The sequence below is a fragment of the Agromyces sp. NPDC004153 genome, assembly GCF_053603635.1.
On sequence record NZ_JBSGFY010000002.1, the window covers coordinates 1056382 to 1075596 of the forward strand.

18 protein-coding genes and 1 pseudogene are annotated in these 19215 nt (G+C 71.6%); 6 read left to right on the forward strand and 13 right to left on the reverse strand.

What is annotated here, in order from left to right:
- Window positions 1–50: 50 nt before the first annotated feature.
- The 3 genes from ACWEOH_RS18855 to ACWEOH_RS18865 form a co-directional block, all read right to left on the reverse strand.
- Window positions 51–1418 carry a hypothetical protein gene (locus tag ACWEOH_RS18855; protein ID WP_452033577.1) on the reverse strand — a complete coding sequence of 456 codons (1368 nt, stop codon included), beginning with the start codon at window positions 1416–1418 and terminating at the stop codon, window positions 51–53.
- Window positions 1419–1545: 127 nt separating this feature from the next.
- Window positions 1546–2064: a nitroreductase family deazaflavin-dependent oxidoreductase gene (locus tag ACWEOH_RS18860; RefSeq protein WP_452033579.1), complete on the reverse strand. Its 519-nt coding sequence runs from the start codon at window positions 2062–2064 to the stop codon at window positions 1546–1548.
- A gap of 40 nt (window positions 2065–2104) precedes the next feature.
- Complete coding sequence (locus ACWEOH_RS18865; protein ID WP_452033581.1) at window positions 2105–2680, reverse strand: RNA polymerase sigma factor; 576 nt, start codon at window positions 2678–2680, stop codon at window positions 2105–2107.
- Between the two features lie 341 nt (window positions 2681–3021).
- Here ACWEOH_RS18865 and ACWEOH_RS18870 point away from each other — a divergent pair, with 341 nt between their 5' ends.
- A complete protein-coding gene (locus ACWEOH_RS18870) occupies window positions 3022–3612 on the forward strand; it encodes a 1-acyl-sn-glycerol-3-phosphate acyltransferase (protein WP_452033583.1) in 591 nt (196 codons plus the stop codon).
- A gap of 9 nt (window positions 3613–3621) precedes the next feature.
- On the opposite strand, the gene ACWEOH_RS18875 is transcribed toward ACWEOH_RS18870, so the two are convergent.
- From ACWEOH_RS18875 to ychF, 7 genes and pseudogenes are all read right to left on the reverse strand, one after another.
- Complete coding sequence (locus ACWEOH_RS18875) at window positions 3622–5100, reverse strand: FAD-dependent monooxygenase (protein ID WP_452033585.1); 1479 nt, start codon at window positions 5098–5100, stop codon at window positions 3622–3624.
- Window positions 5101–5114: 14 nt separating this feature from the next.
- Window positions 5115–5614, reverse strand: a pseudogene (locus tag ACWEOH_RS18880) (CPCC family cysteine-rich protein).
- Window positions 5566–5823 (reverse strand): hypothetical protein, encoded by a 258-nt coding sequence (locus tag ACWEOH_RS18885; protein ID WP_452033587.1) that lies wholly within the window; start codon window positions 5821–5823, stop codon window positions 5566–5568. Before ACWEOH_RS18885 ends, ACWEOH_RS18880 begins: the two are co-directional and overlap by 49 nt.
- A gap of 67 nt (window positions 5824–5890) precedes the next feature.
- A complete protein-coding gene (locus ACWEOH_RS18890; RefSeq protein ID WP_452033588.1) occupies window positions 5891–6304 on the reverse strand; it encodes a hypothetical protein in 414 nt (137 codons plus the stop codon).
- A complete protein-coding gene (locus tag ACWEOH_RS18895) occupies window positions 6301–6525 on the reverse strand; it encodes a hypothetical protein (protein WP_452033590.1) in 225 nt (74 codons plus the stop codon). The genes ACWEOH_RS18890 and ACWEOH_RS18895 overlap by 4 nt, the downstream gene beginning before the upstream one ends.
- A 376-nt stretch (window positions 6526–6901) precedes the next feature.
- Window positions 6902–7771, reverse strand: coding sequence for a hypothetical protein (locus ACWEOH_RS18900; protein WP_452033591.1), 870 nt, complete (start codon window positions 7769–7771; stop codon window positions 6902–6904).
- Window positions 7772–7957: 186 nt separating this feature from the next.
- Complete coding sequence (ychF, locus tag ACWEOH_RS18905) at window positions 7958–9031, reverse strand: redox-regulated ATPase YchF (RefSeq protein ID WP_452033593.1); 1074 nt, start codon at window positions 9029–9031, stop codon at window positions 7958–7960.
- Window positions 9032–9118: 87 nt separating this feature from the next.
- On the opposite strand from ychF, the gene ACWEOH_RS18910 reads away from it, so the two are divergent.
- Complete coding sequence (locus ACWEOH_RS18910; RefSeq protein WP_452033595.1) at window positions 9119–9925, forward strand: alpha/beta fold hydrolase; 807 nt, start codon at window positions 9119–9121, stop codon at window positions 9923–9925.
- Here ACWEOH_RS18910 and ACWEOH_RS18915 read toward each other — a convergent pair.
- Window positions 9866–10816, reverse strand: coding sequence for a DMT family transporter (locus ACWEOH_RS18915; RefSeq protein ID WP_452033597.1), 951 nt, complete (start codon window positions 10814–10816; stop codon window positions 9866–9868). The genes ACWEOH_RS18910 and ACWEOH_RS18915 overlap by 60 nt on opposite strands.
- A 271-nt stretch (window positions 10817–11087) precedes the next feature.
- Between ACWEOH_RS18915 and ACWEOH_RS18920 the strand changes: the two genes are divergently transcribed.
- Together ACWEOH_RS18920 and ACWEOH_RS18925 are read left to right on the forward strand one after the other, a co-directional pair.
- A complete protein-coding gene (locus ACWEOH_RS18920) occupies window positions 11088–13349 on the forward strand; it encodes a DUF7363 domain-containing protein (RefSeq protein ID WP_452033599.1) in 2262 nt (753 codons plus the stop codon).
- The gene (locus ACWEOH_RS18925) at window positions 13346–15625 is read left to right on the forward strand and encodes a caspase family protein (protein ID WP_452033601.1); all 2280 of its coding nucleotides are present in this window, start codon (window positions 13346–13348) and stop codon (window positions 15623–15625) included. Before ACWEOH_RS18920 ends, ACWEOH_RS18925 begins: the two co-directional genes overlap by 4 nt.
- Before the next feature lie 23 nt (window positions 15626–15648).
- On the opposite strand, the gene ACWEOH_RS18930 is transcribed toward ACWEOH_RS18925, so the two are convergent.
- On the reverse strand, window positions 15649–16446 hold the full coding sequence (locus tag ACWEOH_RS18930; RefSeq protein WP_452033603.1) for a class I SAM-dependent methyltransferase: 798 nt from the start codon (window positions 16444–16446) through the stop codon (window positions 15649–15651).
- 7 nt (window positions 16447–16453) lie between these two features.
- A complete protein-coding gene (locus ACWEOH_RS18935) occupies window positions 16454–16780 on the reverse strand; it encodes a nuclear transport factor 2 family protein (RefSeq protein ID WP_452033605.1) in 327 nt (108 codons plus the stop codon).
- A 176-nt stretch (window positions 16781–16956) separates the two neighbouring features.
- On the opposite strand from ACWEOH_RS18935, the gene ACWEOH_RS18940 reads away from it, so the two are divergent.
- Both ACWEOH_RS18940 and rmuC read left to right on the forward strand, forming a co-directional pair.
- Window positions 16957–17574 (forward strand): 3'-5' exonuclease, encoded by a 618-nt coding sequence (locus tag ACWEOH_RS18940; RefSeq protein ID WP_452033607.1) that lies wholly within the window; start codon window positions 16957–16959, stop codon window positions 17572–17574.
- A 197-nt stretch (window positions 17575–17771) separates the two neighbouring features.
- Window positions 17772–19202 (forward strand): DNA recombination protein RmuC, encoded by a 1431-nt coding sequence (gene rmuC, locus ACWEOH_RS18945; RefSeq protein ID WP_452033608.1) that lies wholly within the window; start codon window positions 17772–17774, stop codon window positions 19200–19202.
- Window positions 19203–19215: the final 13 nt, after the last annotated feature.

Below are 19215 nucleotides of genomic sequence, written 5' to 3' on the forward strand. Positions count from 1 at the left end.
ACGCATCGAGCCGCTCCGGCGCTACGGGCCCGCGGACCCCCGTCCGCGGGCTATTCGGTCGCGAAGTCGAGCTTGGAGTCGGCGACGGCGATGACCGACCAGGTGCCGCCCGCGGCATCCGTGAACTCGTAGGCCGGAACCAGGAGCACGCTGCCGTCGGGCTGCCAGTGGGTCGCGAGCCCGAGGCGGGCCTCGACGATCTCGACGTCGTTGACGGGCCACGCGAGCGCGGTGCCTCCGGACGGGACCGCGGGCGGCTCCGTCGGCGGCACCCACTCGGTGGGTGCGTCGGGCTCGATCGCCGCCGTCGCGTCGGCCGCCCTGGCCTCCATTGCGAACGGGATGGCCATCACCTCGGGTCCGAAGCGCGGGTCGGAGAGGCGCTCGAACGCCTCCTGCTCGCTCACGATCGGGTATTCGCCGAGCTGCACGGGCTCGGCGAGCGCGCCCGAGGCATTGACGATGCCGTCCTCCGCGAGTTCGAGGTACCAGCCCTGGTCGGTGCGCTGGCCGTCGACGAGCAGCCATGCCTGCGCGGTGCGCGTGGGCGAGCCCTCGTAGACCTGCGAGGCGAACTCGAAGTCGCCGGGATCCCGTCCGGCGGCCGAGATGAGCGAGCGCAATGCGTCGATCGCCGCCGCCTCGCTCGGTGGCGTGCCGGTCGGCTCGCAGGCCGTCGCGTCGGGTGCGCACTGCCACGGGTTGAGCTGCGGATCCCAGTACGAGAAGGAGAGCGTGCCGTCGAGCCCGACCCAGAGGGATGCCGAGGTGCCGTCCTGCGGGCCGACGACCCAGCCGCCGTCCTTCAGCTCGGGCGTGCCCGAGAGGCCGAGCGCCGCGGCGAGTGCGCCGACGGTCTCGGCGTTCGACGCCGCGCGCGCGTCGTAGGCGTAGGCGGTCGCGGTGCCCTCGTCGGTCGACAGGCCCGACGCGCTGAAGTCGTTCCGGCCGTAGCCGTAGGGCATGATGCGATCGGTCGCGCCCGAACCCGGCGCCATCTTGGCGCTCTCGGGTGCACCGGCGGCCGCGTCGGGCTGCGGCACGCCCTGCTCGGTCGCGGCGCCGATTCCCGACTGCAGCGAGATGGGCGGCGCGGCACCGCCGGCGACGGTGCTGGTCCCGGTGGTCGTCGCGCCGACGGCGTAGCCGGCTCCGCCGACGATCAGCACGGATGCCGCGACGGCCGCGGCCGTCAGCCACCGGTTGCGGCGGCGGGCCCGCTCGGCGGCGAGGTCGGCGACGGGCGGTGTCTCGGACGACGTGGCGTCGGCCGTCTGAGCGCCCTCGCCCGCGGCATCCGCTGCGGCTCGTGCGACGACCCCGTCGGCGAAGCCGGAGCTCGGCTCGATGCTCGCGGCGGGGTCGGCGGACCGCAGCCGCTCGACGGGGTCGAGCTCGTCGTCGTGCCGGTCGTTCATGTCGATCACCCTCCGTGACATCCGTTCACTGAGGGATGTGTGCCGAGCAGCCCGGACCTTGCACCGCGGGCGGCGCCCACTCCTGGCCCGGTGCACTCGCGTGCCGGCACCGCACGCCCCCGGGCCGTCAGGCGGACGACACCCGCGGGGCCGAGATCCTCCAGGCGCCACGTTGGGCGACTCGCGCCGGCTCGGCGAACTCGAGCCGCACGAGCGGGATCACGGGTGGGTCCTCCCCCGTCGCCTCGGCCATGAGGCGCTCGAGCCTCGGCCAGAGCACCGGATGCTGCGCCGCGTACCGGGCGAGCTTCACCCGACTCTCGGCGGCGTCGAGCACGGTCGCCCGGGCCGACACCCGGGTGCGCCATCCGACGCTGACCCCGCAGCGAGGCTCGGCCCGGAGGTTCTGGAGCCAGTCCGCATGCGGTCCGAATCCCGACGGGACGATGAGGCTCGTCGGGCTCTCGTGCTCGGCGACCTCGAGCACGGTGTACCGTCGCTTGCCCGACACGCGACCTCGGTGCTCGAGCATCATGAGGCGGCCACCGAACGCGAAGCCGAACCCGGCGCGGAACACCGGGATGGGGGCGCGCACGATCCAGCGCGTCGTGACCACCCGCACGGCCATTCCCCGGCGCTCCGCCATGCCTCCATTGTCCGCCCGGGACCTGCCCCGACACGCCGCGTCAGAACGTGAGCCGCTCGCCCCACACCTCGCGGAGTCGCTTGCGCGCACGCGAGAGCGCGGCATCCGCACCCGATCGGGAGATGCCGAGCACGGCGGCGAGCTCCTCGCCGTCGAGGCCCTCCCAGGCGTGCAGCAGCAGGATGCGCCGGTCACGCTCACCGACGCTCTCGAGCGCGCCGCGCAGCTCCGCGTCGAAGAGCGCGCTCAACTCGGGATCGTCGGCGACGCGCGCCGATCCGGTCTCGGGCACCTCGTCGACCGGCAGGTCGACGAGCTTGCGGCGGTGGTTGGCGAGGGTGAAGCCCGCTGCACGGTACAACCATGGCAGCACGGCCTCACGCGGAACGTCGCTGCGGCGACGCCAGGCGGTCGCGAACACCTCCGCGGCGAGGTCCTCGGCGTCCTGACGAGGCCCGCGACGGGCGAAGTAGCGCACGAGCGCCGTCGAATGCTCGCGGACGACGTCAGTGAACCACGCGAGGTCGTCGAGGCTCTGGGATGTCGCATCGGCACCGTCGGGCATCGCCACCCCCTCGGTCGTGTCGGCGGCTGCGGCGGTGCTGACGATCCTCACGCACTGCTTATGTCGCGCCTGGCCCGAGTCTTGCACGGGTGGAGGGAATGTCGCCGTCGAACGTCGCCAGACGCGCGAATGACCCCCAGACAGCCTGAAAGGCCCTGGCGTCTGTCGACTCGTCGGGGCCTTTCTATGCCGGAGCGTCCTCCGGTGGTGAGGATGATCATACGCCGGTCGGCGCAGGATGCAAGAGGTTCGTGACAATCGCTCATGTTCGATCGTGCCGGCTTCCCCGACGCAGCGGTCGTGGCCGGGTGAGCACCGCGGGCCCGGCATCCGCTCGATCGAGTCGCCATCGCATGCCGCGCCGGACATACGGCGTGGCTTACGGTTGCCGGATGCTCCGACGACTCGTGTCCCGCGTCTACTGGGCCTGCAGTCGTTGGCGTCTCGTCAGCGAGCCGGCGCCCGATCGCCCCACCGTGCTCATCGGCGCGCCGCACACCTCCAACTGGGACTTCGTGCTCATGCTCGGCATTGCCTGGCGGCTCGGCATCGACGTGCGCTGGCTCGGCAAGAAGAGCCTGTTCGCCGGATGGCGCGGGCCGATCATGCGGGCACTCGGCGGCATCCCGGTCGATCGCTCCGACCCGGGCCGCGTCGTCGGCGAGGTCGTCGATCGGGTGCACTCGGGCGAGGTGTTCGGCCTCGTCGTGACGCCCGACGGCACCCGCGGTGCGAACGAGTACTGGAAGTCTGGCTTCTACCGCATCGCCCGTGAGACGGGGATGCCCGTCACGCTGGGCTACGTCGACCGCACGACGATGACGACGGGCCTCGGCCCGACGATCGAGCTCACCGGCGACGTGCCCGCCGACATGGATCGCATTCGCGCGTTCTACGCCGACAAGGCCGGCCTGCGCCCGCACCTGCGCACCGAGCCGCGCCTGCGATCGGAGGATGCGGCGGACGGGTCGACGGTCGACTGAGCAGGTCCGTCAGCGCCCACCCGAGATCGAGGCGGGCGAAGCCGGGCCGAACCAGCGCGTGAGCGCGTCGGCGAGGGGTTCCTCGGTCCCGTCCTCGACCCAGGCGACGTGGCCGTCGGGCCGCACGAGCACGGCGGTCGGCGGCGTGACCTCCCCGAGCACCGGCAGCACCCACGCGCCGGTGAATCGCGCGTCCACCACCCGCACGCGGTCCGCCCACGGTGAGGCTTCGAACCGCCGCTGGTCGGCGAAGTCGAGCAGCAGGGGCTTGGCATCGTGCAGGAGGTCGTAGACCCGCGTCGGGGTGCGCGCGATCTCGAGGTCGAGGTCCGGCATCCGTCGGCCGACCAGCGGATGCCCCGAGCCCAGGTCGTAGGCGACGTCGAGGCCGTGGATGCGGGCGGCGAGCTGCGTGCGCGCCGGGTCGATCGACAGGAGGTCGTCGATGGTCGTGTTCAGCGCACCGGTGCGGGCGTCGGCGCGCTGGAGCACCGTCTGGGCCATCGACAGCTCGAGCGCTCGTGCTCCGGCGGGATGCCGCTCGGCGGTGTACGTGTCGAGCAATGACTGCGGCGAGACACTGCTCACGACCTGCGCGAGCTTCCATCCCAGGTTGACGGCGTCCTGGATGCCCAGCCCGATCCCCTGACCGCCGGCGGGATAGTGGATGTGCGCGGCGTCCCCGACGAGCAGGACACGCCCGTTCCGGTACGTCGCAGCCTGCCGCGTGGCATCCGTGAATCGCGAGATCCACGTCGGATCGTGCACGCCGAAGTCGGTGCCGTAGACGGCGGTCAGGGCGTCGCTGAGATCGACCAGCGTCGGTTCCGCGGCCGTGACGAGCCGGCGTTCGGTCGTCACCACGCGATAGGTGGGCCCGCCCGGCATCGGCAGGAGGCCGTGGACGCCCGACTCGTCCTGACGCATGCCCGACGGCGGTTCCTCCGTCACCTCGACCTCGGCGATGAGGTTGCTGCGTGTCGCCTCCCAGCCGGGGAACTCGATCCCCGCCGCTTTGCGGATCACGCTGCGGCCGCCGTCGGCCCCGACGAGGTAGCTCGCGCGCCGTGTCTCGCCGTCGGAGAACTCGACCTCGATGCCGTCCGCGTCCTGCTCGAAGCCCGTCACCTCGCGGCCGTGCTCGACGCGGACCCCGAGCTCCTCGATCCAGCCGGCGAGGATCGGCTCGATCTGGTTCTGCCACAGCGCGAGGCCGTACGGATGCCGCGTCGGGAGGTCACCGATGTCGAGCACGGAGGTCCCGAATCTCGCCGTCTGCGCCGTCTGCCCGGCCGCGAGGAACCGATCGGCGATGCCGCGCTGGTCGAGGATCTCGATCGTGCGCGAGTGGAAGCCGCCCGCGCGGGAGCCGACGAGCTCCGAGGTCGTGCGGCGCTCCACGACGGCGACGTCGACGCCCGCCAGGGCCAGCTCGCCGGCCAGCATCATGCCGGCGGGCCCGGCCCCGACCACGATCACGTCAGTCATCGCTGTGGTCCTCCTCATTTCGCCGCCAGAAGGTCGGACGCCACCAGTACAGCGCGGTCGGGGTCGTCGGGCCACGGATCTCGCATCGAGGTGTCGGGCCATGGATCGAACAACGAGCCACCCCGAGTGCCTCCGGCATCCGATCGGCTCCCGGACTCAAAGTCGTCCTCGTCCAGACGTATGGGGCGCCATCCCGGGTCCAGAGGCTCGGACTCCCGCGGGGGTCGCACGTTGGAGGCGAACCTCGATTCAGACACGCCTGTCGCGGCGAAGGTTCGCTGCGCCTGTATCAACGAGTACCCGTTCGCCCCAGCGGCGAAGTCGGGAAACGAAGCTGGACGGGGTCGTCCTCCCAGAAGCACACCGGGCACAGGTCGTAGCTGCCGTGCGGCGCCCCCAAGGTGAGATGACCGCAGCATGGGCAGGGATACGACATGCGGCACTCCTCTCCCCCTTTCGATGGGTTCACCATTGCCCGGTGCGCACCATGAACACGATCGCCAGTGCCGTCCATACCACCGCGAACACCACGAAGGACACACCCATGCGCCGGTACACCTGCAGGGGATCCTTCTGGGCCTCGATCGACTTGACGATCCAGTTGCCGGGCCCCCAGATCTTCTCGAGGCCGCGTCTGTTCTGCTCTGCGAACCAGAGCGGACTCGTGATCAGGATCACACCCCAGGCGATCAAGAGGAGACCGACGCCGATGTGCAGAAGCAACACGTCCTCCTTTCGACCTGGAGCGAGAGCGCTGGTTCCCCCACGTTAGTGCGGCGCGGAGGTCCGTTCACCTTGTCCGGAGAAGAGCCTGGGCGGAGTCCACTTGATCAGCATCCACGGCCCAGTCGAGCTCCGCGGTTTCAGTCTGGACACGGACGATCGTGCGGGCTTCGCCGGGAACTGGAGGGCCATCGTCGGGTCCCGACATCGACGGCTCGACCGCGACGACCTCGATCACTCGCTCCTCGAACTCGATCACTCCTCGCCGAATCGTCGCAACGCCTTCCCGCCAGCCGACCGTGAAGCCCGGCTGTCGACCTGACACGATCCGGATGCCGCTCTCGAATCGCTCCTCCGGCTCAGCGCGCCTGTCGACCCAACGCCGGAGACGCTCGAACGCTGCCCCGAGGACGGCCTCGAGCAGCCATTCGACCGGCCAGACGAGGAACCTCACGAGGATGCCCACGACGGATTCGATCATTCGTTGAATCGATCTGCCATCATTTCGACGGGCCGCTTCACGTCGGACAGCCGCTTCGTGCGCCCGACCCAGGTCACGAAGGATAAGCCGCCGCCGATAACGAAGAGTGCCGGCCCGATGGCCAACGACACGGGATGCCAGTTGCCGCGGACGATTTCGATCACCGACACGACGCCGTAGCCGAACCCCGCCATCGCGATGAAGGCACCGCGAATGGCCATCCAGACGTCCTCATCGAATATGAACGATCGGACCGTGGGCCATCGTCGCGGCTCGACCGTGAAGAAGGATCGCAATGCGGACGGAATCCCGCGACGATGCCGAGGCATCGGTCGTTGCGCACGCTCAGCCATTCCCAGAGCCCGGTCGTCGGCGGATGCTCGAGAAGCGATCGGGCGTCACGCCCGCGGCCGAACCGCGAGATGACGCAATGTGCCGCTTCCCACGCCGCGAAGCGGCACTTTGCGTCATCTCGACGGGTCTCGAAGGCCGGATGCCGCCGCTATACGTTGACCCCGGAACTCGACCACGTTGCGTCACTGAACAACGTCTGGCATGCAACGCTCCTCGACCTGCTCTTGCGTACGTCGCACTCATTCAGAGCGTTGCCGCTTCAAGGTGGCCCAGTCGCCCGGCCAAGAGTTCGGCGAACGTCGCCACCTGCTGCTCGAGGATGCGACCGTCCGTGAGGACACGCACCTGGACAACGAGGTTGCCGCGCTGCAGGTCCCACACGTACGACCGCCAGCGAGGACCTGGGGTCCCCTCGCGCACCCATCCAACTGCGGCGACTTCGTTCGGCACATCGATGGCCGCTTGCGAAGTGACCTGCACGAGACTGGAATCGAGGCCGCCCGCTGTGGGTATGTCCAAGTCCTGCCAGGGGCAGGCAGCAACTCGCTCGTGGAGGTCGCGCATGAATGCGCTGGCTTCCTCAGTCGATGAGAAGGCGCGGGCCGCGATGTCGACCACCTCGTCGTCCGTCTCCCACGTCTGCACCCAGCTGATCGGGTCTGCTGAGGCGCTATCGGGCCCGGCAGCGACGTACGGCGCATTGGCCGGCAGGAACGCGCATTCCTCGTCTCCTCCGAGCGCGAGCCACTGCGCTCCTGCGGCCGGTGCGACCGCGGCCACAGTGCTCGGCTCGAGCGCCCCCACGCCGTAGCGCTCATCTTGGATCGACAGTTGGGCCACGTCTTCGGCGGAGATCGCCATCCGCGCCACGGCGTCCAGTTCGAAGCACCATTGGGGGCACGCAAGTGGAGCCTTCGCGTCCGGCTGCTGCGGCGAACCATCGATGAACGGCTGGTCCGGACTCGTCTCGCTCAGACTATGCCCGATGTAGGCGAAGACGCCCAGAACAGAGACTGAGAGCACCACGACCACCGCGAGTGCGATCAGCGCCCATGCCCACCACCGCAAGCCACGCCTCCCGGCCGGGCTCGGCTCGACGATGATCTGGCTCAAAGACAAACCCCTCCAACCCACGGACAATGCAGACGATCCCCATGCGAATGAGAAGTTGTCCGGCGGTCAGCGGTACTCCTCGTGCTGGCTGGAGCATATCCATCACCGGAGGGTCCGATCCAGTGGCGCTGGCAATCCCCGGAGAGGCAATGCCAGCTGTGTTGCAAAATCCCTGATCGGGGCGAACTACACGTTGAAGCGGAACTCCACCACGTCGCCGTCCTGCATGACGTAGTCCTTGCCCTCCATGCGGGCCTTGCCCTTGGCGCGGGCCTCGACGACCGAGCCCGTCTCGACGAGGTCGCCGAACGAGATGACCTCGGCCTTGATGAAGCCCTTCTCGAAGTCGGTGTGGATCACGCCTGCCGCCTGCGGGGCCTTCCAGCCCTTGCGGATGGTCCAGGCGCGCGACTCCTTGGGGCCGGCGGTGAGGTAGGTCTGCAGGCCGAGCGTGTCGAAGCCGACGCGGGCGAGCTGGTCGAGGCCCGACTCATCCTGCCCGGTCGACGCGAGCAGCTCCGCGGCATCCGCGGGGTCGAGGTCGATGAGCTCGGACTCGATCTTCGCATCGAGGAACACGGCCTCGGCGGGCGCGACGAGCGCCGCGAGCTGGGCCTTCTTCGCGGCATCCGTCAGCACTGCCTCGTCGACGTTGAAGACGTAGATGAAGGGCTTCGCGGTGAGCAGGCCGAGCTCGGCGATGGGCGCGATGTCGACCTTCGAGGCCGAGAGGGGCGTGCCCTTCTGCAGCTCCTCCTGCGCCTCCTTCGCGGTCGCGAGCACCGAGGGGTCGAGCTTCCTGCCCTTGACCTCCTTCTCGTAGCGCGTGATGGCGCGCTCGAGCGTCTCGAGGTCGGCGAGGATCAGTTCGGCGTTGATCGTCTCCATGTCGTTCTTCGGGTCGACGACGCCCTCGACGTGCACGACGTCGGAGTCCTCGAATCCGCGCACGACCTGCGCGATCGCGTCGGCCTCGCGGATGTTCGCGAGGAACTTGTTCCCGAGGCCCTCGCCCTCGCTCGCGCCGCGCACGATGCCGGCGATGTCGACGAACGACACCGTCGCGGGCAGGATGCGCTCGGAGCCGAAGATGCCGGCGAGCGTCTCGAGCCGCGGGTCGGGCAGGTTCACCACGCCGATGTTCGGCTCGATCGTCGCGAACGGGTAGTTCGCAGCGAGCACCTGGTTCTTGGTCAGTGCGTTGAAGAGGGTCGACTTGCCGACGTTCGGGAGTCCGACGATTCCGATGGTGAGTGCCACGGGCGTCCATCGTACCGGGCGGCGGCCCCGGCGCCGCTGTGCGTCGGCAACGGTGCGGATGTCGGGACCGCCCCATAGGGTGCGAGCGTGACCGTTCCGGCCCTCAACGTCCTCGAGCACGGCTCCGGGCTGCCCCTGCTCGCCCTGCACGGCTTCCCCGTCGACCATCGGCTGATGAGCGGATGCCTCGAGCCGCTCTTCGAGCAGGGCGAGCCGATCCGGCGCCTCTACCCCGACCTGCCCGGCCTCGGCGCATCCTCGGGCGACGGCGTCTCGAGCACGCGCGACGTGCTCGACCGCGTGGACGCGTTCATCGACGAGGCGATCGGCGACGAGCCGTTCCTCCTCGTCGGCGAGTCGTACGGCGGCTACCTCGCGCGGGCGCTCGTGCAGCGGCGGCGGGCGCAGGTGCTCGGGCTCGCGCTGGTCTGCCCGATGGTCGTCGCCGAGGCGTCCGCCCGCCGCGTGCCGGCGCGCACCGTGCGCCGCCCCGACCCCGAGCTGATCGCAGGACTCGATCCCGCCGAGGCCGCCGAATTCACGGATGTCGCGGTGGTCGAGTCCGCCGAGGCGCTCGAACGCTTCCGCACCGAGGTCGCGCCCGGCCTGGCGGCGGGCGACCCCGCCGCCGTCGCGCGCATCCGCGCCGACTACGGGCTCGAGGAGCCGATCGAGCGCGGTGAGCCGTTCACCGCGCCCACGCTCATCGTCGCCGGCCGGCAGGACTGGATCGTGGGGTACCGCGACCAATGGCGTCTCGTGGAGCGCTACCCCGCCGCGACCTTCGCCGTGCTCGACGTCGCGGGTCACAACCTGCAGTTCGAGCGGCCCGAGCTATTCGGGGCGCTTCTTCGTGATTGGCTCGACCGGATCGCTGGAGAGCCCGGACGCTGATCCGTCGAGCCCGACCGCCCCACGCGACCTGTGCTGGTGCAGCGTGAGGTGGACGCCCGCGATCACGATCGCGCCGCCGATGACGGCGGGCAGCTCGAGCGTGGCGCCGAACGCCAGCGCGATGACCACCGTGAACACGGGCAGCAGGTTGAGGAAGATGCCCGCGCGCGACGGTCCGACCTTCGAGGCGCCGATGTTCCAGAGCGCGTACCCGGCCATCGACGGGAAGACCACGATGTAGGCCAGCCCGAGGGCGCCGGCCGGCGACGACGGCAGCGAGACGCCGGTGAACGCGATGAGCGGCAGCATCGTGACGACGGCGAACACCGCCTGCACCGAGGTCGCCGTGATGGGCGGCGTCACGAGGCGCCGCGAGATGAGCGAGTACACGGTCCACGCGAGCACCGAGCCGATGACCAGCAGGTCGCCGACGCCGAAGCCCTGCTCGACGAGCTGCACGAGGTCGCCGCCGGTGAGCACGACCGTCACGCCCACGAAGGCGACGACGATGCCGAGCGCCTGCACCCGGTTCAGCCGCTCGTGCAGGAAGATCGCCGCGGCGAGCGCGATCGTGGCCGGGTTGATGGCGCTGATGACCGCCGCATTCACCGCCCCGGTGAGCCCCAGCGCGGCGTAGAGCAGGAGCGTGTACCCGGTCAGGCCGAGCACCGACTGCAGCAGGTGCAGCTTCCACTCGCGCCACGCTTCGCGCCAGTTCGGCCGCTCGATGAGCCACGCCAGGCCGAGCAGCGGCAGCACCGCGAACGCCCAGCGGAAGAACGTCAGCGAGATCGGCGAGATCTCCCGCGTGACCATCTCGCCGAACACGTAGTTGCCGGCCCAGAAGAGGTTCGCGAGCGCCAGGAAGAGGTACATCCGGCCGCGTTCCACCCGAACAGCGTACGTCCTCGAAGCGGGTCGTCCTGACGCCGATCGGGTGTCGGATACCGCGCCCGGATGCCGCGCCGCGCCGGGCGGGGTCAGGGCGACCCCTCCGCGGCATCCGGGTTGCCACTGAACGTGCCCGTCGACGCTGGTGGGCGGGCTCGCCGCGGTCGTATGCTGCGCCTGAGGGCGAAGTCGAGCACCACTCATGTTGTTGGGCGGCGCGACGAGTCGAGGGGGAATCGGCCATGTACGCCAGGTACAGGCGGGTCGACGGATGCCGCGGGCGGAGGCCCGGGCCATGATGCCGCCGCCGGCGGTGCTCGGTGCGCGCGGCGCGGTGCGCGTGGTCGCCCCGGCGGAGGCGCTCGAATGGACGCCGCCCTCGTCGGGACGCGTGCTCGCGCGCGCCGACCTCGTCGGAACGGGTGGGGGGCCGCCGGTCGTCGTCATCTCGCTCGCCGAGGACGTCGACCCCCGGCGCGTGATCGTGTTCGTGCAGGTCGAGGACCTGCTCTGCTCGTTCCGCCCGACGGGAGAGGACCCCGACGCGCTCGAGGTCGTGCTCCCGTTCGCCATCGGGCCGCGGCGCGGGGTCGTCGTGGTCGTGGAGTGCGAGACCGAGGCGGAGGCCGAGGAGCTCGCCCGCGTCTACGCTGCGCGGCTGGAGACCGCGGCGCCCGAGGCGCCTCGGAGCGCGGAGCCGCCCGCGGAGGCCGCCGAGCCCGGCGCCGAGGAACCGCCGCTCACTCGATCCGCGCCACCGCCGCCGCCGCTCCCGTCGTTCCCGCTGCCCACGCCGGGCCTGCCCCCCGACTTCGGCCCCGAGGATTCGACGGGTGTCGGCGGTGCCGGCGACGAGTCCGCCGAGCGGCGCGCGCTCGCGCACGTGCACGCCGAGATGCCCCGCCGCGTCGTGGTCGACGAGGTCGCCGAGGTCCGATTCCGCCTGAGCCGGCGGCGGCTCGAGGCATCCGCGGGCACGACGAACGCCGAGCAGGGGATCATGATCGATCCGCGACGGGACGTCACGGTGACGATCGCGTTGCGGGGGTTCCGCCTCGTGGAGGGCGAACGCGAGACCATCGCCGAACGCCTGCCGGAATCCGACGCGGACGTCGCCGAGCACGTGTTCCGCGTCGTCGGGCCGATCCCGGGCAACGGCGAGGTGTCGCTCGTCGTGCGCCAGGACTCCGACCTGCCGCTCGCCACGCTGCGACTCACCGCGGAGATCGTCGCCGCGGGCGCACGCGCCGTCGAGCCGACCCGGGTGACCGCCGACGTCGTCGAGCCCGACCCCGAGCTCGTGGCGCTGCCGAGCATCCGCATCGACGAGTCGATCGTCGGCACCGACTCGCGACTGCGCATCCGCGTGACCGTCGGTCCCGACGCCGCCGAGTGCGAGACCCCCATCGCCGACAAGGCCGCCTTCATCTCGCGCACGTACGAGAAGGTGGCCGGCATCCGTGCCGAGCTCGCCGAGATCACCGATCGCGACAAGCGCGCGCGCCGCGGCCGCGACCGCCTGCGGCGGCTCGGCATGGGGCTCGCCCAGGCGCTCTTCTCCCCGAAGGTGCTCGCGTTCCTCTGGACGGCCAAGGACGACCTCGACGGCCTCATCGTGCAGACCGCGGGCGAGCTCGACATCCCGTGGGAGGTCGTGCACCTCGTGCCGCCGCCGGGCGTCGCCGACGACCGGAAGCCGCGCTTCCTCAGCGGCTACGGCCTCACCCGGTGGGTGTACGACACGGCGCACCCGACCGAGCTGACCGTGACGGCCGCGGGCGTTCGCTTCGTGTGCCCCGACTACGCCGATCGGCACCTGCGCCTCGCGCACACCGCCGAGGAACGGAAGTTCCTCGAGGAGCGGTTCGCCGCGACGACCATCGACCCCGACGACGCCGACGGCATCACCGGGCTCATGCGGCAGGGATTCGACCTGCTGCACTTCGCCGGGCACGGACGCTGGAGCGCCGCGCCGCCGCAGGTGCAGGAGCTGCTGCTGGCGGCGTTCAGCGAGACGGAGGACCTGCCGCTCGCGCGGTACTCCGACGGCGAGCTGCGTCGCGACCTGCCCGACCGGGGACGCATCGACGACGCCGACACCGGGCCGTTCGTGTTCCTCAACGCGTGCGACATCGGCCGCCTGCCGGCCGGCCCCGCGGCACTCGGCGGATTCCCCGAGGCGTTCCTTCGCGGCGGCGCCGCCGCGTTCGTCGGATGCTCGTGGGCCGTCGGCGACGAGCCGGCCTCGACGTTCGTGGAGGCGTTCTACCTCGCGCTCGCCGACGACCGGCTCACGATGGCCGAGGCGACGCGCAAGGCCCGTCACGCCGCGAACGAGGTGGCCGACCTCTCCGAGCTCGCCTACGCCGTGTACGCGCACCCGCGCGCACGCATCCACCTCGACCAGCCCGCACCGATCGACCAGCCCGCGCCGCCCGACCAGCCCATCCCGCCCGCACCGCCCGACCAGTCCGCACCGCCCGCACCGATCGACCAGCCCGACCAGCCCATCCCGGAAGGACCGCAGCCATGAACGCCGTACGCCCGCCGAGCCCGTCCGCTCCCCCGTCGCCGCCGACCGCTGCGGCCCCGGCCGCCCCGCGCGGCGGCCCCGACCTCTCGGCGGCGGAGCTCGCCGACCTGCGGCCGCACGTGATCACGCTCGAGGACGGCAAGCTCGCCACGGGCGCGCCCTCCGAGCCGCGCGACGTGGGCGCCTACCGCACGACCACGGGTGACGTCGACGCCGTCTTCGAGACGCACCTGCCCGCGTTCATCGCCGCGCACGCGCCCGGTCCCGTGCCGGTCGTGCTCTACGCGCACGGCGGGCTCGTCGACAAGGCCTCGGGCTTCGGCATCGCGCAGCAGCAGGTGGCGTGGTGGAAGGAGAACGGCGTCTACCCGATCCACTTCGTGTGGGAGACGGGCCTCGGCACGGCGCTGTGGGACGCACTCCGGCGTTGGGCCTCGGGCGGCCGCCGCGGCTGGGTCGACGAGGCGAAGGACACGTTCCTCGAGGTCGCCGCGCGCCTGCTCGGCGGCGGCGGGATCTGGAACGACATGAAGATCGACGCGGCCGCGGCATCCGTCAAGGGTGGCGGCGGCCACTACTTCGTGCGCGCCCTCGCGAAGTTCATGGCCGAGCACCCCAACGAGATCGAGGTGCACGCGGTCGGCCACAGCGCGGGCTCGATCTTCCACTCGCACCTGCTCGACGCTGCACTCGAGGCGGATGTCCCCGAGATCGCGTCGCTCAGCCTGCTCGCGCCGGCCGTGCGAGTGGACACCTTCTCGAAGCTCGTGATGCCGCACGCGCGCAGCGGCAAGATCGCGCGCGTCGCGATCTTCACGATGGACGACGAGGCCGAGCGCGCCGACACGTGCCTGCGCATCTACAACAAGTCGCTGCTCTACCTCGTGTCGGCGTCGTTCGAGCCGCAGAAGGCGACCCCGATCCTGGGCATGGCGAAGTTCCTCACGCGCGACGCCGAGCTCGCCGACTTCTTCACGGGCGCGTCGGCCGACGGCGACCTCGTGCTCGCCCCGAACGCCGTCGGCGTGCGCACGGCGAGCGCCGCCACCTCGCACGGCGACTTCGACGCCGACGCCCCGACCATGGAGAGCGTGGCCCGACGCGTCGCGGGCGTGGGCGCGGTCGCGGCCTTCCCGAAGCGACGCTCGCGCGAGATCGCCCCCTGGCCCGAGTACGAGGACGTGCCCGCGGCCGTCGCAGGCACCCGCTCGGCCGACGGCGCCGGGGGCAAGGATGCCGCACCGGGCACGGGCGCCCGCCGGGCGCTCTGCATCGGCGTCGACGCCTACCCCGACGAGGGCGACCGCCTGCGCGGCTGCGTCGCCGACGCGCGCGCCTGGGCCGAGGCCCTGCGCGCGGCGCAGTTCGAGGTCACCGAGCTGACGGATGCCGCGGCCACCCGCGACGCGATCCTCCGCGCCATCCTCGAGCTCGTGAGCCAGGCCGCGCCGGGCGACGTGCTCGCGGTGCAGTACTCGGGACACGGCACCTTCGTGCCCGACCTCGACGCCGACGAGGAGGACGGCGACGTCGCGAAGGACGAGGCGCTCTGCCCCGTGGACTTCCGCAAGCAGGGCCGGCTCATCATCGACGACGACCTCGCCCGCATCTGGGACGTGATCCCCGAGGGCGTGGCGCTCACCGCGTTCTTCGACAGCTGCCACTCGGGCTCGGCGAACCGCGCGCCGCGCGTGGACCTCACGCCGGTCGGCGACTCGCTGCCGCGCGCCGTCGTGCTCACGCGCGAGGACGAGCAGGCGTACCGCGCCGACCGGGGCGTCGCCCCGGTGTCCGATGACGACGACGCGGTGCGGGATGCCGCGATCGCGAGCGTGCTCGCCTCAGAGGTGGTCGCGCCGGCAGCGCCGAGGGCCGCCGGCGTGCGGCGCGAGGTGCTGTTCAGCGCCTGCAAGGCCACCGAGGTGGCGTGGGAGTCGGGCGGCCACGGCGACTTCACGCGCACGGCGATCCCGCTGCTGACGACCGGGCTCGGCTCGGTCGCGAACCGGGACTTCGTGCGGCAGGTCGTCGAGCAGTTCGGCCCGAACCGCCGGCAGACGCCCGAGTTCCACGGCGAGGAGGTGCTCGGCGGGCGGATCCTGCTCGGCACTGCGAGCGCGTCGGCGGTCGCCGCCGACGGCGTCGCGACGGTGGGGACCGGCACGGTCACGCCGGTCGGCCCCGGATCGCGCACCGACGACGGCGCGGTATCCGATCGGCAGCGCGACGCCGTGGTCGCGATCCTGCGCGCGACGGCCGACCTGCTGGACGGCTGAGCCGGCCCCGCGGGCGGAGCCGGCTACCGGAGGCGTGCGCGGAAGCAGCGCGTGACGTAGGGCACCGCGAGCTCCTCCGCGCCGGCGACGTCGGGATGCGTGTCGAGCAGCGTCTCGAGCGTCGCGATGGTCGACGCCTGCTCCTCGGGCGACGCCGTGATGAAGGAACTGCGCGAGCGCACGAGGTCGAGGAAGCGCGAGCGCGACATCCGCTCGTGCCACTCGACCGTGTGCTCCTCGATCGGGCCGAACGGCCCCCCGATGCGCACGTAGCTCTCGAACGTGGCGCTCGCGTCGTGCCGCTCGTGCATGATCTCGCCGGCCTCGCGCAGCCAGGCCGCGCTCGTGTCGCGGCTGTTCCAGACCAGGCCGAGCACGCCGCCAGGACGCAGCACGCGTGCGATCTCGGGCACCGCGCGCTCGGGCACGAACCAGTGCCACGCCTGGCCGGCCACGACCGCGTCGACCGAGTCGTCCTCGATGGGGATGTCCTCGGCCGTGCCGAGGATGCGCGGCACCCCGGGCACCGCGACCTCGAGCTCTTCGAGCATCTCCTCGACCGGGTCGACGGCGATCACGTCGCGGTCGAGCTCGATGAGCGCCTCGGTGAGCTTGCCGGTGCCGGCCCCGAGGTCGAGCACGCGCTGCGCGTCGCCGATGAGCCAGGCGATCGCGTCGACCGGGTAGCCCGGGCGCGATGCGTGGTACACGGATGCCGCGGCGCCGAACGAGCGCGCCGACCGCACGGTCGCGGGGTCGGTCGGGTCGGCGACGAGGCCGTCGCGCCGGCCGGTGCCCGTGGTCTCGGGGGAATCGCTCACGGCTCGCTCACCCCGTGATGGTCATGCGCTCGATGGCCGCGCCGCCCGGCGCGAGCCGGAAGGTGAACGTCGAGGGCCCGTTGAACCCGTCGCCGCCGACGTCGGCCGCGACGATCACCTCGTCGCCCGCCGCGCGCACGTCGGTGACGTCGAAGGTCTGGTTCACGCCGATCGACTCGCGGCGGCTCCAGCCGGCGATCTCCTCCCGGCCGCGGAACTCGCGGCCCCAGTCGTCGATGACGCCGTCGTCGGCGAAGGCGCCGACGAACCGGTCGAGGTCGCCTGCGTTGGTCGCGGCGAACGCCTCCGCAACCGGTGCGGGCAGCTCGGTCATCGGGTCTCCTCACCTCGCGGCGCTCGTCGGCTCGGTGCGCCCGCAGCCATTCCACGCCCTGCCCGCGGCATCCGTCAACCCGTCGGATGCCGCGCCGCCGAGGCATCCGGAGCCCGATCGCCGACGCGCCACACGACGCGCCCGGCCGTGTCGGAACCGCGTGCGACGATGCACGCGTGCCAGTGGACTTCACCGCGATCGACTTCGAGACCGCCAATCCGTCGAGCGCGTCGGCCTGCTCGGTCGGCCTCGTGAAGGTGCGCGACGGCAGGGTCGTCGACCGGGTGCACTGGTACATCCGGCCGCCGTTCCCGCACGATGAGTTCTCGGAGTGGAACGTGCGCATCCACGGCATCACGCGCGACATGGTCGACGATGCGCCCGGCTGGCCCGTGCACCTGCCCGCGCTGCGGGAGTTCGCCGGGAGCGACGTGCTCGTCGCCCACAACGCCGGGTTCGACATGGGCGTCATCGCGAAGACGTCGACCGCGTTCGGGCTCCCGATCCCCGACTTCCGCTACCTCTGCAGCCTGCAGGTGGCGCGCCGCACCTACCACCTCGAGTCGTACCGGCTGCCGTCGGCGGCGATGGCCGCCGGGTTCGAGGACTTCTCGCACCACGACGCGCTCGCCGACGCCGAGGCGTGCGCGGCGATCATCGTGCACGCCGCGAAGCGCCACGAGGCCGACGACGTCGAGCGCCTGGCGCACATCACCCGCGTGCCGCTCGGCGCGATCGGTCCCGTCGCGACGCAGGCGCAGCAGTCGGCCCACGGGCCGATGGCGCTGCAGTAGCGCACCCGATCTCCGCCCGGCCGAGCGCCGCCGCGTGACGAGTGGCTCTGCGCCAGTTCCACGCCCGCTGCGCCAGTACAAGTGGCGCGCAGGCCGGCAACGTGGCGCAGCGGCCGACGGGCGCCGCCGCGGCCCCGATCCACGCCCGGCCGGGCCGCCTCGCGGTCGATGTCGGATGCCGCTGCAACACTGACGGCATGGACCTCCTCGCACTCGTCATCGGCCTCGTGATCGGCGCCGTCCTCGGCGGCCTGATCGTCGCCGTACGGTCGATACGTCGTCCGACCAGCGACCCCGTCGCCGAGGATCCGGCGCTGATCGAGGCCCGTCACCAGGCGCAGCTGGCCGAGGTGCGCGCCGCCGAGGCGGCCGCGATGTCCGAGCTCCGTGCGCACGAGCAGGAGGCCCGCGCGCGCCTCCAGGCCGACCTGGCGTCGGCCATGTCGACCGTCGAGGGCCTCGAGCAGCAGATCGAGGAGCACCGGTCGCGCTACCGCGATCTGGTCGAGCAGCAGCGCAGCGACCAGACCGAGCGCGAGGCGCGGGCGAAGCGCGAGAGCGCCGTCCTCGAGGCGCTGAGCCCCGTGCGCGAGACGCTGCAGACCATGCACGTGAAGGTCACCGAGCTCGAGCGGCAGCGCAGCGAGCAGTACGGGTCGATCGCTCAGCAGCTGAAGCAGGCCCAGGCCTCCGACGCCGAGCTCCGTGCCACGACCGAGTCGCTCGCCTCCGCGCTGCGATCCAACAGCACACGCGGCGTGTGGGGCGAGACACAGCTGCGCCGCGTGGTCGAGGCGGCCGGGCTCACCCAGTACGTCGACTTCTTCACGCAGCAGAGCATCGTGACCGACGCCGGATCGGGCCGCCCCGACATGGTCGTGCGGCTCCCGGGCAGCAAGTCGATCCCGCTCGACGCGAAGGTGCCGCTCGAGCACTACCTCGAGGCGAGCCAGATCCCCTTCACGGCCACCGGCGACGAGGGCGCGCGGCGCAAGGAGCTCATCGCCCGGCACGTGCGGGCGGTGCGCAGCCACATCGACGCGCTCGCCAAGAAGACCTACTGGGAGGGCCTCGACGCGAGCCCCGAGTTCGTGATCGCATTCATCCCGAGCGAATCGCTGCTGTCATCCGCGCTCGAGGCCGATCCCGCACTGCTGGACTACGCGTTCGGCAAGCGCGTGGCGCTCGCCTCTCCTGTGAACCTCTGGGCCGTGCTCAAGACCGTGGCGTTCACCTGGCAACAGCAGGCCGTGTCCGACGAGGCCAAGAAGCTCTTCGATCTCGGCAACACCCTCTACCAGCGCATCGGCACGCTCGCCGGCCATGCCGAGGGCCTCCGCAAGGCGATCGAGCGCACGGTCGACAGCTACAACAAGTTCGCCAACTCGCTCGAGTCGCGCGTGCTGGTGACCGCTCGCCAATTCCCCGGCATCGACGAGACCAAGGTGTCGCTCCTCGCAGCGCCCGCTGCGGTGCACGAGCAGCCCCGCCGGCTCACCGCGCCCGAGGTCACCGAGGCGGTCGTCGTCGACGAGTTCGACGCACGCTCGTCCGACGGCCGGTCCCTCCTCGAGCTCGACCCCGAGATCCGGCGCCGGCTCGAGGTCGGCGACGGCGCGACCGACTAACCGTCGGCGTCGC

What these genes read in the sequence shown, in the direction of transcription:
- ACWEOH_RS18895 (WP_452033590.1), bottom strand. Translation starts at nt 6,525, where the DNA reads ATGGCCATTCGCGGTGCCTTCATCGCGATGGCGGGGTTCGGCTACGGC.
- ACWEOH_RS18890 (WP_452033588.1), bottom strand. Translation starts at nt 6,304, where the DNA reads ATGATCGAATCCGTCGTGGGCATCCTCGTGAGGTTCCTCGTCTGGCCG.
- ACWEOH_RS18875 (WP_452033585.1), bottom strand. Translation starts at nt 5,100, where the DNA reads ATGACTGACGTGATCGTGGTCGGGGCCGGGCCCGCCGGCATGATGCTG.
- ACWEOH_RS18935 (WP_452033605.1), bottom strand. Translation starts at nt 16,780, where the DNA reads ATGACCGAGCTGCCCGCACCGGTTGCGGAGGCGTTCGCCGCGACCAAC.
- ACWEOH_RS18870 (WP_452033583.1), top strand. Translation starts at nt 3,022, where the DNA reads ATGCTCCGACGACTCGTGTCCCGCGTCTACTGGGCCTGCAGTCGTTGG.
- ACWEOH_RS18925 (WP_452033601.1), top strand. Translation starts at nt 13,346, where the DNA reads ATGAACGCCGTACGCCCGCCGAGCCCGTCCGCTCCCCCGTCGCCGCCG.
- ACWEOH_RS18860 (WP_452033579.1), bottom strand. Translation starts at nt 2,064, where the DNA reads ATGGCGGAGCGCCGGGGAATGGCCGTGCGGGTGGTCACGACGCGCTGG.
- rmuC (WP_452033608.1), top strand. Translation starts at nt 17,772, where the DNA reads ATGGACCTCCTCGCACTCGTCATCGGCCTCGTGATCGGCGCCGTCCTC.
- ACWEOH_RS18855 (WP_452033577.1), bottom strand. Translation starts at nt 1,418, where the DNA reads ATGAACGACCGGCACGACGACGAGCTCGACCCCGTCGAGCGGCTGCGG.
- ACWEOH_RS18920 (WP_452033599.1), top strand. Translation starts at nt 11,088, where the DNA reads ATGCCGCGGGCGGAGGCCCGGGCCATGATGCCGCCGCCGGCGGTGCTC.